The organism is Streptomyces sp. SLBN-8D4 (assembly GCF_049739545.1).
Lineage (GTDB): Bacteria > Actinomycetota > Actinomycetes > Streptomycetales > Streptomycetaceae > Streptomyces > Streptomyces canus_C.
On record NZ_JBMGQC010000001.1, the window covers coordinates 6194962 to 6207955 of the forward strand.

The 12994-nt window shown below is 69.3% G+C and carries 8 protein-coding genes; 4 read left to right on the forward strand and 4 right to left on the reverse strand.

From position 1 onward, the window contains the following. Positions 1-211: 211 nt before the first annotated feature. The 4 genes from RKD20_RS28185 to RKD20_RS28200 form a co-directional block, all read right to left on the reverse strand. Positions 212-511, reverse strand: coding sequence for a hypothetical protein (locus tag RKD20_RS28185; RefSeq protein ID WP_424880149.1), 300 nt, complete (start codon positions 509-511; stop codon positions 212-214). Positions 512-650: 139 nt separating this feature from the next. Continuing rightward, positions 651-1439 carry a leucyl/phenylalanyl-tRNA--protein transferase gene (locus RKD20_RS28190; protein WP_424880150.1) on the reverse strand — a complete coding sequence of 263 codons (789 nt, stop codon included), beginning with the start codon at positions 1437-1439 and terminating at the stop codon, positions 651-653. Next, positions 1436-4744 (reverse strand): amino acid adenylation domain-containing protein, encoded by a 3309-nt coding sequence (locus tag RKD20_RS28195; protein ID WP_424880151.1) that lies wholly within the window; start codon positions 4742-4744, stop codon positions 1436-1438. Before RKD20_RS28195 ends, RKD20_RS28190 begins: the two co-directional genes overlap by 4 nt. Before the next feature lie 72 nt (positions 4745-4816). Beyond that, the gene (locus RKD20_RS28200; protein ID WP_424880152.1) at positions 4817-7894 is read right to left on the reverse strand and encodes a putative bifunctional diguanylate cyclase/phosphodiesterase; all 3078 of its coding nucleotides are present in this window, start codon (positions 7892-7894) and stop codon (positions 4817-4819) included. 572 nt (positions 7895-8466) lie between these two features. Here RKD20_RS28200 and RKD20_RS28205 point away from each other — a divergent pair. The 4 genes from RKD20_RS28205 (at position 8467) to RKD20_RS28220 (ending at position 12692) form a co-directional block, all read left to right on the forward strand. Beyond that, a complete protein-coding gene (locus tag RKD20_RS28205) occupies positions 8467-9570 on the forward strand; it encodes an MFS transporter (protein ID WP_424883340.1) in 1104 nt (367 codons plus the stop codon). Between the two features lie 166 nt (positions 9571-9736). After that, positions 9737-10111 carry a response regulator transcription factor gene (locus tag RKD20_RS28210; RefSeq protein WP_142152091.1) on the forward strand — a complete coding sequence of 125 codons (375 nt, stop codon included), beginning with the start codon at positions 9737-9739 and terminating at the stop codon, positions 10109-10111. Then, positions 10108-11208, forward strand: coding sequence for a HEAT repeat domain-containing protein (locus tag RKD20_RS28215; protein WP_424880153.1), 1101 nt, complete (start codon positions 10108-10110; stop codon positions 11206-11208). Before RKD20_RS28210 ends, RKD20_RS28215 begins: the two co-directional genes overlap by 4 nt. Further along, positions 11205-12692 carry a glycosyltransferase family 2 protein gene (locus RKD20_RS28220; RefSeq protein ID WP_424880154.1) on the forward strand — a complete coding sequence of 496 codons (1488 nt, stop codon included), beginning with the start codon at positions 11205-11207 and terminating at the stop codon, positions 12690-12692. The genes RKD20_RS28215 and RKD20_RS28220 overlap by 4 nt, the downstream gene beginning before the upstream one ends. Positions 12693-12994 lie beyond the last annotated feature (302 nt).

Consider the following 12994-nt stretch of genomic DNA (forward strand, 5'->3'; position numbering starts at 1 on the left):
ACTTTCTCGAAGTCCATGGTCACGGTCATCGGGCCGATGGTCTCCATCCCGGAGGACGCGCAGCCCTGATCGCCCCGCAGGGGCGCAAGGTACCCCGCCTGTGACTCGCCCGTCACCACTCCTTCGAGCCGCGCCGCCACACTGGCCCGCTGACGTCGGCACCCGCGGATCACTGCCAGTTCAGGGGCGACCGTGTGACGGGCCGCGCGCTTCAGGGAGCGGGCACCATCTCGTCGCAACTCACGAGGGGTGGTTTGGCGACACGTTCCCACAGGACCGGAGGCGGAACGCAGATGGAGCGTCGGTGCCGCCCGGTCGGTGAACTCGCGGATACCAGGGCGGTCCATCGCGCGTCCCAGGTGCCCGGGACCATCTGGCCGCGGGCCCGCCACTCCCTGACCAGGGCGGCGTAGATGGGAGGGTCTTCCTGGCCCACCCGGGGCCGTTCCCGGTACGGCGGCTGTTCTTCCCGCTCGAAGAAGAGATAACCGGTGGTGACGGTGTAATCCATGCATCCGCAACGCGCCGCCGTATGCCGGTGGTACGCCTGCGCACGGGCATCGCCCGTATCGGACGATTTTTGCATCCCCCGTTCGGGGCCATGCGGTTATCGGACAAAGCCCTGCGGCGCGCCGCTTCGACGAAGACGGTCAGCGTGATCCCGTCGGCTGGACGAGGCGGCGAGCGGGCAAGGTGGCGTTGGACATCGGGAGGCTCTCGCGCCCAGTGCCGCGCAGGTTTCGCACGAACTGCTCTCGCGGTACGAGAATGCCCCCCAGGCCGCGGACGTGCGGGCTGTCCCGCTGTGCGTCGAGCAGTACACCGCCGGCCTGTGCAAAACGCGCCGCGAGGTCGGTCACCGCCACCTTCGAGGCGTCGGAGCGGTGGAAGAACATCGAGTCCATGCTGAAGACCGATCCGATCCGAATGCCGAAGACGCCGCCGATCAGATCGCCGTCCTCCCACACCTCGACGCTGTGAGCATGCCCCAGATCGTGAAGGCGGACCAGGCTTTCGATCAGCTCGTCGGTGAGCCACAGGGGGGAGCGGCCGGCGCGGCATTCGCGGACGACCCGCTCGAAGCTCCGGTCCAGGCTGGTCGACCACGGCAGCCGGTTGCGCAGCCGTCGGGCGAGGCTGCGACCGAGGTGAGTGGCCGAGACGGGCAGCACTGGCCTGGGGTCGGGAGACCACCAGGAGACGGCGTAGGGATCGAACGAATCCGCCCCCACGAGCCGGATACGGCCCGCTTGGACCTGATCGTCGAACTGCACCTCGTTGAGCGCGCGGGTGTATTCGTCGGCCGCCGGGAACGGATAGACCCCGGCGCGGTAGGCCGCCAGGAGCCCGGTGGGACTGAGGTCGGCGCAGAAGGCCACCGGACCGTCGGGCGCTGCTTCCAGCACGTCCAGCGCCTCCCAGTCGGGGCATCGGCTCACCACCCTGGCCCTCCGGGTTCTCGCCTCAGCACCGGCTGGACGTCGTCGTGTTGGAGGAAGTCGACGTAACGGTCCAGCATCTCCGCGTCCACCGGAGGAACGTCGATCCCGGCGTCCCGCAGCCCCCGTTCCGCGTTGTTGCGGGTGAACTCCGGGAAGACGTCCTGGAAGTACATCTCGCTCACGGTGATGTCGGCGCGCGCGCAGCGGTCGACGAACAGCGGGACGAACGCGGTCATCGGGTCGGTGGGGTGCCCCGCCGCGTACCTCACCAGCATGGCGACCCACTCGGCATACGGGATCTCCTGGATCGGGTAACCCCGTCCGCGCAGGCGCTCGGTGAGCGAGGCCAGCAGCGTGGAACGGGGGTTGGTGAGGTGGTAGACCTCGCCGCACGCGGGATGCCGGGTGGAGATGTGTCCGATGGCGCGGGCGAGGCAGTCGGCCGGCAGGAAGTCCAGCGGCAGCCGGATGTGGGGGCACAGCCCGGTTCGTGCGATGAAGTCGATGAGGGCGGCCATCTCGCTGCTGGTGTTCATCACGCCGGTTCCGCTGCTGCCCGTGATGTCCATCAGGCGGTAGACGGTGACCGGCAGGCCCGCGTCGGAGGCCTTCTTGAGCAGCGCCTCGCCCACCCATTTGGTCTCCACGTATCCCACCGACAGGTACTCCGGGAAGCGCAACGGCGTGTTCTCCGTCACCTCGCGCACCCCAGCCGGCCCGAAGCCGGCGAGCACGGCCATGCTGGAGGTGAAGTGGACGGGGACTGCCCGGCGGGCGGCGAGGCGGATTATCTCGTATGTGCCCTCGACATTGGACGCGCGCAGCTCATGGTACGGATAGATGAAGTTGACCTGGCCGCCGAAGTGGTAAACAGCGTCGATGGTCGCTGCCAGCTCCTCGAACCGGCCTGAAGACAGCCCCAGTCCGGGCTTGGCCAGGTCGCCGACGACCGGCTGGACGCGCGGGCTGGACAGGTCGCTGAGGACGTACCGCTGGTGGCTCGCGCGGATCCTCTTCATTCCTTCCTGCTCGTCGGAGGCCCTGACCAGGCAAAGGACCCGTCCCGTCGTCGTGCGCAGTAGTTCGTCGATCATGTACGCGCCGCAGAACCCCGTCGCCCCCGTGAGGAGCACGTCCCCGGGGTGCTGGGGATGCGGAGTCGGCGCGTCGCTGCCGACCGCGGGAACGGGCCGATCGGTCTCGGCGGCGAAGTCGACGCTCCCACCGTCCGGGTGCGCCAGCGTGCCGGCGCGCGCCTGACGCACCGACTCGGCGAACGCGGCGAGCATCGGCCGCCGCAGCAGTGACCGGGTCAGGTCGCGGATCTGTGTGACGCCGATTCCGAAGATGACGCGGGTCCGGGCGAGCATCTCCATGGCCAGCAGCGAGTTGCCGCCCAGTTCGAAGAAGTTGTCGTGCGGACGGACGTAGTCCACACCCAGGATCTGACACCACAACTGGGCCATTCCCTGCGGCACCGGACGCTCATGGGTGTCTGTGTCTGCGTCTGTGTCGGCCGTGGTCGCCGCGGTTCCGGGTTCCGGCACGGCCCTGCGGTCGAGTTTTCCGCTGGGCGCGACGGGCAGCCGTTCCATCACGCGGAAGGCTGCCGGGATCATGTATCCCGGCAGGACCTCGGCGAGTGCCGACCGCAGCCGTGCGGGCAGCGCCGTCCCGCCGCCGACCGACGGCGAGGCCAGCGTGCAGTACGCGATGAGCTCCGGCTCGCCGTGGCGGCGCGCCCGGGCCACCACCATCGCCTGGCCGATCTCCGGGCGGGAGACGAGCGCGGCTTCGATCTCGGCCGGGTCGACCCGGAACCCGCGGATCTTCATCTGGTCGTCGACCCGGCTCAGGATTTCAAGGTTGCCGTCCGAGCGCAGGCGGCCCAGGTCCCCGGTCCTGTACATCCGGTCGCCCGGCGCGGAGCCGTGCGGGTCGGGGAGGAACTGCTGTGCGGTCAGGGCGGGTTGCCGCCAGACACCGCGCGCCAGCCCCGGGCCGCCGAGGTAGATCTCGCCGCGCTCGCCCGGTCGCACAGGGTGCAGTTCGGCGTCGAGCAGATGGATGTGAGTCCCCTCCAGGGGCCTGCCGACCGGGGCGACCGCGCTCTCCGGCGCCGCGAGCACCTCCTCGTTCAGTTCGCAGAGCGTGGAGGTGATGGTGGTCTCGGTGAGCCCGTAGGCGTTGACGAGCCGCGCGCCGGGGATCCGGCGCAGAACGGCGCGGCAGTCCTTCGCGGTGACGATCTCGCCGCCGACGATGGCGAGCCTCAGCGACGCGAGGCTCTCATCACGGTCCGCTACGGAGACGGTCTGCTGCCAGTAGGCGGGGGTGAGGTCGGCGACGCTGATCCCGTACTCCGGGAAGCGGTGCAGCAGTTCGGTGGGCGCCCATGTCCGGGTGCCCGCGAGGACCAGCGTCGCGCCGCTGATAAGCGTGGCGAAGATCTGCTCCAGGGAGGTGTCGAAGCCGAGCGCCGCGGCGTGCAGCACCCGGTCGCCGGGCGTCAGCTGGTATGCCCGGGCCACCGCCGTGAGGGATTGGGCAAGCGACCGGTGGGTGATCATCACGCCTTTGGGAGGGCCGGTGGATCCGGAGGTGTAGATCACGTAGGCGAGGTCGTCCGGGCGGGAACCGTGTGCCGTTCGGGCTCCCCGCGGCGGGGTACGCGTGGCCGGTTCCCCGGCGGCCCCGGGGTCGAGGATCCGGGCCCCGCAGCCGGCGAACATCGGGGCATGCTCGTGGCTCGAGACGATGAGACGCGAACCGGTCTCCCCTACCAGCCCGACGATCCGTTGCCGCGGAGTCGCCGGGTCGAGGGGCAGGAACGCGCCGCCGGAGCTCAGCACCGCCAGCAGCGCGACGATCAGCTCGGGCACGCGGTCGAGGCACACGGTGACGACGGACTCCGCCTCGACGCCGGACTCCTGCAGTTCGTGGGCCAGTCGGTCGGCGCGGGCGGTCAGTTCGAGGTAGGTGAGCCGGCCCTCGTCCGAGAGCACGGCGAGATCGGACGGGGCCCGTCGCGCCCGCTCCCGGACCAGCTCGGGCACCGTAGCCGGCCCGGATCCCGGGTATCCCGGGGGCTGCCGCTCGGTGCGGGCGCTCAGGGGCCGCATGTCCGTCCACAGGCGCTCGACCAGGTGCCCACATTCCGCGGCGGACGCCGGTCCGTCGATCTGGCACCATCCGGCCGGAATACGACGCCCGGCGGGCCAGATCGCGTACTGGTCCTCGTCGTTGCGCAGCACGAGGCACAGCTCAGCCAGCTCTGCCGACGGGTCCTCAGGTTCCAACACCTTGGGTCTCCTGCCTCGCGCGGCGTTCTGCTGAGCACGACCCGAACCCCTCGCGGGAGAGGCCCCACGCCATCACGGGTTCCGTTCCTCGGGCAGCACAGGCAGCGCGGCCAGGCGGCCCAGCGGCGGTGCGAGGACGAGCTGTTCCGCCTCCTCGGCCGTGATCGGTTCGGCGAAGAGGTACCCCTGGCCGAGCGGGCAGCCCATAGAGATCAACAGCTCCTGCTGTCTCACGTTCTCCACTCCTTCGGCGATCACCGCCAGGCCGAGCGAGTCCGCGAGATGCGTGATGCCCTCGACCAGGGCGTAGTGTTCGGGCGAGTGCCCCAGTTCGTCCACGAACGACTTGTCGATCTTGAGGATCGAGATGGGGAACTCACGCAGATAGCTCAGGGACGAGTAGCCGGTTCCGAAGTCGTCGATCGCGATGCGGATCCCGAGGTCGGTGAGCGAACTCATCTCACGCAGGATACGTTCGTCGTTGTACAGCAGTACACTCTCGGTCAGTTCCAGTACCAGGGACGACGGTGCGATGCCGGAGAGATCCAGGGCGCGCCGGACCACGTTGTAGAACTCCTGGTCCCGAAACTGACGCGGCGACACATTCACACTGACGTAGGGTTCCTTGCGGTCGCCTGTCAGTTCGCGTCGCATGAAGCCCCGCCACCGGACAGCCTCGGTCGCGGCCTGATCGAGCACCCAGGCGCCCAGCGGGACGATCTGCCCGCTCTCCTCGGCCAGCGTGATGAACTGCTCCGGCAATATCATGCCGTGCGGGGAGTGGGGCCAGCGAACGAGCGCCTCGAAGCCGGCGATCCGACCGCTGGTCAGTTCCACGATGGGCTGGTAGAGCACCATGAACGACGTCTCGATCGACGAACTGTCCAGCCCTTCTTGCAACATGGCACGCTCGGCCATGCCACTCTGCAGTTCCGGGCGGTAGTGACGCCACTGGCGTTTGCCTGCTGTCTTCGCCGCGTACAGCGCGAGATCGGCGTGGGTGAGCAGTTCGACCGAGTCGACGCTGTCTTCCGTCGTCGCCACGCCGACACTGGCGTAGGTGCTCACCGGCCCCACGCTGAGCCGGAACGGCTCGACGAACACGGACATCAGGTTTTCGGTGAACCGCTCCACGCCGTCCTTTGCGGCGGAACCCTCCACCAGGAGTGCGAACTCGTCTCCGCCGATGCGCGCGGCGGTGTCGGAGGCACGGACGGCGGTCTGCAGCCGGAGCGACAGCGCGACCAGGAGCTCGTCGCCCACGCCGTGGCCGTGTATGTCGTTGACGACCTTGAAGTCGTCCACGTCGAGGAAGAGTACGCCGACCACCGTGCCATCGCGCTGGGCCTGTACCAGGGCGTGGTTGACCCGCTCCTGGAAGAGCACGCGGTTGGCCAGGCCGGTGAGCGAGTCATGGAAGGCCTGATGGGTGAGCTGGCGTTCGAGCTTGCGCTGTTCGGTCACGTCCCGCAGGGTGAGCACCACCCCGCCTACGGTCGCTTCCTCGCGCAGGTCGCTCCACCTCACCTCGACCTCGATGGTCGCCCGGTCGACGCGGATCATGCGCCAGTGCTCGCGCCTGGTCTGGTACTCGCCGCTGCGTATCCGGCCGAGCGTCTCGACCACCCTGCGGCTGTCCTGCGGCGGCACCAGGCCGATGAGGTGGGTGCCCTCCAGCTCCGGAACACCGAGCAGCTGGTCGGCGGAAGGACTGGCGTAGCGGACCCGGTCGTCGTCGTCGAGGATCAGGATGACGTCAGAGGCGTTCTGCACCAGCGTGCGGAAGTACGCCTCGCTGTTGCGATGGTTGACCTCCTCGGCGAGGGAGATCCGTGCCACGGCGAGTGCCGCCTGCGCGGCGAGTGTGGCCAGCGTCTGACGGACCATGAGCAGGTTCTGCTCGGGCCCGGCCAGGACGAGCGCCCCGATCAGCGGATCTCCCGAAGGGTGGTCCTGCGAGATGAGCGGGCAGACGAGCGCGGGGACCGTGTGGGGCGGCTCCTCGCCCGGATCCGTGAGGCGGGCGGCGAGATCGGGCCCCACGCCGTCCAGGGCCACCAGGCGGCTCTCGCCGGGCGCAGTCAGTTCGCGTATGGTCGCGGTCACCTGCTCGGACACCGGCCCTGCCGCGCCGCCGTGCTCTCCGTTCACCCAGAGGGCGTCGTCCGGCACGATGAGGAGCGCCGAACGCGGACCGTGCGGCACCAGTTCCGTCACCGCGGAGTGGACGACGGCTGCCGCCTCCCCCAGATCGCTCGCGCCGCCCAGCGACGACACCGTGATACGCAGTACCTTCTCCCGGCCGACCGCCTGCCGGTGGGTCGTCGCCACGCCTGCCAGACGGTAGAGCACGAGAAGGAAGAGCACTGCGGAGAACACCCCGATGACGCCGATGTTGGCGCTCCCCTCGCGCACCGCCTCGACCAGGAGGATGGCCGGCGCGATGAGCGATGCCAGCGTGAGCAGGCTGAGTCGGCCGCCCGCGCCCGTCTCGGCCCGCCATGGCACGAACTGCGTCACCGACCGCATGGAAGGATGGAGCGCGGCGGCCGCCCAGGCGCCGTACAGGACGACCCAGCCGAGTTCGACCGCGGTACCCGTGCGCCACGTCCCGTGCAGCTGAATCAGGCCGTACAGCACGTCCGCGGTGAGCAGACCGACGGTGCCCGCGGTCAGGAGCATGAGTGAGGGGCTCTTGCCGCCCCGGCTGGCGAGCAGGCGCAGCAGCATCGCCAGGACGAGGATGTCACCCAGCGGGTAGGCCATGGAGAACGCCTTCTGCACCCAGGTGAGGCCTGCCGCGTGGGCGTACGGCTCGATGAGGAAGAGCCACGACAGCAGTGCCAGGCCGATGGTCAGCGTCAGCGCGTCGACGAGACTCCCGCGGTCGCGCCGCCCCGTGCGCCAGTGGACGAAGCCCAGCAACCCGGCCGCATAGAGCGGATATGCCGCAAGATAGAAGCCGTCGGCGACCGACGGAAACGCGATATGTTTGAGCTGGATGAGAATGATCTGGGTGGCCTCGCCCGCGGCGAATGCGAGGTTTCCCACGGCGAGCAGCAGCCACGGGAGTCGATGCGCGGGATTGTTGATGGCGATGCCAAGAATAATGCCGATGACACCGGTCGCGCCAATGGCGACGAAGATCATCCGTTGCTCAGGAAATGCGTAGTAAAACGCGGTCAGCGCGACGATGGTTGCGCAGACCAAGGCCGTCACGGCCCGGCCTCGCAATCGCGGGTTCACCCCAACTCACCTCCCAGTAGGGCAACGTGACGGGGCGGACGGAGCTGGGCGAACAGCACCCGGCTGCGACGGAGAAACCCGTGGGACCAGTTGGTAATTGAGAATTCTCCGGGTCCGGGGATCGGTACGCGCCGCCTGTGTATCGCGGGCGCCTTTTGCGGGCGCCGGTTGGTGCGGGCTCCTTCTCGCCGAGACATCGGTGTGTCTTCACATCTACGTGTCTTCCATCAAGCTAACCCGGCTCGCCATTTAACGCACGCTCACGCACATCGGAACGGCCGGATTCCGGGTCGCGTCGCGAGTCACCGCCGCATGCCTGAAGATGGAGGACGCAGAAACCGCACCGGATCCCTCAGTGCCGATCGGCTCCTGACAGAGCGTGGAGTCTCATGCTCTCCGATTACCGTCGGATCTTCTCTCCTGCGGGCAGTCTTCTCTTCTCTGCCGCGGGCTTCGTTTCACGCCTTCCGTTGTCGATGATCGGCGTCGGCATCGTCACCATGCTGTCGCAACTCGGTGGTGAGTACTGGCTCGCCGGCTCCGTCTCCGCCACGCAGGCGCTCGCCGCCGCCGCTGTCGGACCTCAGATCTCCCGGCTCGTCGACCGGCATGGTCAGCGTCGCGTCGTCCTCCCGGCCACGGCCGTGACGGTCGCCGCGATCTGTGCGCTCTTGCTGTGTGCCCGTTTCGCCGCCCCGGACTGGACGCTGTTCGTGGCGGCGGCGGTGGCGGGCTGCATGCCCAGCATGGGCGCGCTCGTCAGGGCCCGCTGGGCGGAGATCCACCGGAACTCGCCGCGGCTGCTGCACACCGCGTACTCGCTGGAGTCGGTTCTCGACGAGTTGGTCTACGTCGTCGGCCCGATCCTGGCGATCACACTGTCCACCAAGGTCCGTGCCGGGGCCGGGCCGCTGGCGGCGGCGGTACTGCTGGCCGTCGGCGTGCTGCTGTTCGCCGTCCAGCGGCGTACGGAACCACCGGTGCGCTCAGAGCCGCGACACATCAGAGGCCCGGCGCTGCGCAGTCCGGGCCTCGGCCTGCTGGTGCTGACGCTTACGTCGGTGGGCGCGTCCTACGGTTCGGTGGACGTCGCGACGGTGGCGTTCGCCGGCGCACACCACCACAAGGCGCTCTCCGGACTGTTGCTGGGCCTGTACGCACTCGGCTCGGGCCTGGCGGGCGTCGTCGTCGGCGCGATCGGGCCGCGAGGAGCGCTCACGCGGCGGCTGCTGCTCAGCGTCGGCGCGATGGTGGCGACGACGGCACCGCTGCTGTTCGCGCCGGGTCTCGCGGCCCTGGCGGGGATGCTCTTCGTGGCGGGCATGGCCGTCGCACCGCTACTGATCACCACCATGGGTCTGGTGGACCACCTGGCGTCGTCCGCCCAACTCACCGAGAGCATCACCTGGATCGTCTCCGGGCTCTCGGTCGGTGTGGCGCTGGGCTACGCCACGGCCGGGTGGGTGGTCGACGCCGCGGGGGCCGCGGCGGGTTATCGGGTGCCGTGCGCGGCGGCTCTGCTAGCCGCCTCGACGGTCTGTCTCGCCCTGCCACGGCTGACCCACGCAAGCGCACGGTGAGCAGGCCGAGCGCGGCCGCTCGGGCAGTGCGGCATATGTGGTGGAAGTCAAGCATTGACTCTAATTTGTCTATGAAGATCTGATCCAGCCCTTTCCGGCTGCCGGCCGCCGTGCGCCCCCCGGGGTCGTACCGGAGTTCCGTGGCCCAGGAGCCCCAGGGAGAACAATGGCGCATGTCCTGATAGCCGACGACGACGCGGACATCCGGGATCTGGTGGCCTTCAAGCTGACGCAGAACGGTCACCGGGTCACGGCCGTGGAGGACGGCATGGCCGCGCTCCGCGCGGTGCGCGAACAGCCGGTTGAACTGGCCCTGCTGGACATACGCATGCCGGGGATGTCAGGTCTGGACGTCTGCAGGGAACTGCGCGCCACGCCCGAGACCGCCTCGCTCCCCGTCATCATGATCACCTCCCGGTCGCAGGAAGGAGACGTCGAGGTCGGATTCGCGGCGGGCGCCGACGACTACATCATCAAGCCGTTCAGCCCACGGGAGTTGTCCAGCCGGGTCATCGCGGTGCTCAGCAGGGTTGAGCGGTGATCCCCACGGGTTTCGTCATCAGAGCGTTGCTGTGCCTCACGGCCGTCATCCTGACGATGTGCCTGCTGATCGTCTGTGCCCGCGGCTTCCGCAAGTACCGGCAAGCCAGACGCCAGCGGATCGTGGCACCTGTGCGCGGTCTCGTGCTGCAGCTCCTGTGTGCCGATGAGGACGAGCAGACCGAGCTGCTGCACCAGCTGGCGGGGATCGACAAAAGGACCTGGATCGCTCTGGAGCCGACTTTGACGGCGCTGCTGGAGAAAGTCTCCGGGGGAGCCCGCACCGCGCTGATCCGGCTGTACGAGCTGCGTGGGGCCGCCGTGGACGCCGTCGCCGACCTGGGAAGCCGCAGCGCGGTGCGGCGGGGGCGCGCAGCGCAGGTGCTCGGGCAACTCTCCCACCGCCCAGCGGCCGAGCCGCTGTGCCGACTACTGACCGACCGTGACCCGGATGTACGCCTGGCCGCTGCACGTGCGCTGGGCCGGTGCGGGGGACCGGCGGCCGTCCCGCACCTTCTGGAGTCACTCTGCGGAGCGCGGAGGCAACCCCCCGGTGTGATCACCATGGCGCTGGTCTCGCTGGGACCGGAGGCACAGCGGAATGTCGCGGCTGGACTGGAGCACCGGGAGCCGCTCGTCAGGGCCGTGGCGATCGAGGTTCTCGGCGCGACCGGCGCGGTTTCCCACACCTCCCGGATCGCTCGTGCGCAGTACCGGGACCCCTCCATCGAGGTGCGGATCAAAGCTGCACGGGCGTTGGGCAGGCTGGGCATGCCCGAGGGCCTGGAGCCGCTGCTCGCGGCCGTCCGGCCGGGACGGCCGGTCGCCCTGCGCATGGTGGCCGCCGGGGCACTCGGCAATCTGGGTGCCATCGCCGCGACCGGCCCGCTCGCGGACCTGCTCGACGACCCCGACCCCCATGTGGCGGGCACCGCAGCCCGAGCGCTGCTACGGCTCGGCCCGACAGGTCGTGCGGCGCTGCGTGCGGCGGCGGACGATCCATCCGGTGGTCCGGCCGCCGCCCAGGCCAGGGCCGTACTGGCCGAATCGGCGGTCGGAGGGGCACACCACGACGTCCGCGCGGAGGTGGCGCTGTGAGTACGGTGGCCGCGGATCCGTGGGCGTGGCTGACCGGCCCGGCGCACAGCCTGATCGCCATCTGCGACGAAGTGGTGATCGTCTACTTCCTGGCCATCAACACCTCCTACCTGGTGCTGATCCTGATCGCAGTCGTGGAGTTCGTCAGGCGATTGCGGCGGGCGTCCTTCGCCGGGTACGACGACGCCTCCAGCAGCCCCTTCACTCCGCCCGTGTCCGTGATCGTGCCCGCCCACAACGAGGCGGTCGGCATCGTCGAAGCGATCCGGGCCATGCTGCTGCTGCGCTACCCCATGTTCGAGGTGGTCGTGGTCGACGACGGCTCTACCGACGGCACGCTGGACGCCCTGCGGGACGCCTTCGACCTGGTTGGGGTGGAGTACGTGGTGCCCGACGACGTCCCCGTACGCGGCAGGATCGCCTCGGTCCATCTGCCCAGAGGCGGGCCGGTGCCCCTGGTGGTGGCCCGCAAGGAGAACGGAGGCAAGGCCGACGCGCTCAACGTGGGGATCAACCTGGCACGCTATCCGCTGCTGTGCATGGTGGACGCCGACTCGATCCTCGACTCACAGGCGCTGCTCGCGGTTGCCAGACCCTTCAGCGACGACCCCATGCGGGTGGTGGCCACGGGCGGTGTAGTGGGTCTCGCCAACGGCTGCACCGTCGTGGCCGGACGGGTCGTCGAGCCGCATGTGCCCCCGGACCTCCTCGGACGGGTTCAGGTCGTCGAGTATCTGCGCGCCTTCTTCCTCGGCCGGACCGGGTGGTCCAAGGTCGGCAGCCTGCTGATCATCGCCGGCGCCTTCGGTCTCTTCCGCCGTGACGCGGTCGTGGCGGTCGGTGGGATGGACAGGGACTGCATCGGGGAGGACGCCGAACTGGTCTTCCGTCTCCACCGGTACATGCGCGAGCAGGGCCGCGACTACCGCATCGACTTCGTCACCGAGCCGATCTCCTGGAGCGAGGCGCCCTCGACGCTGAAGGTTCTGGGCCATCAGCGGCGGCGGTGGCACCGGGGCCTGACGGAGATCCTGCTCAAGCACCGTGGCATGATCTGCAACCCGCGCTACGGCCGCATCGGCCTGGTGGCCCTGCCCTTCTACGTGGTCTTCGAACTGCTGGCCCCGGTGGTGGAGCTCGCGAGCCTCGTCCTGGTCCCGCTCGGCGTGCTGATCGGCGCGGTCGACGTTGGCTTCCTGTGGCGCTTCCTGCTCGCCGCCTACGCCTACGCCATCGTGGTCAGCCTGGTCTCGGTCGCGGTGGAGGAGTACGCCTTCCACCGTTTCACACGATGGCGGGACGTCTGGGGCGCCCTCGTCGGGGTGGTCGCGGAGAACATCGGCTACCGCCAGCTGACGGCTTGGTGGCGGTTGCGCGGCCTGTGGGACGCGCTGTGCCGGACTCCCCAGGTGTGGGGCTCGATGACCCGCTCCGGGTTCGGCACCTCCGGTCACGTGAAGGAGCGCGGAGGCGATCGTGCGTGAGCGGTCGAGCGGAACCGAATCAACGTCAGGGAACTGGTCCATGACGCGGCGGGCAAGCGGTGACGGGCAACCCGTCACCCGGATGCCGCAGCCCGCCGGTAGGTCCTGGCCAGGCCCGCCCAGTCCGTCCCGGAGCGCGGCCCGTGGGTCGATTTGCGATCTTCCCTCGTTCGTCCTTCGCTTGAAGAGTCCTACGCAACCGCTGGGCAGGTGGCTGACCTTGTGTCTCGGGGTCGTCCACCGTGAGCGGACGCTGCAGATCACACGTCGCTCGCAGACGCCGTACCGACGAGACCGCGACC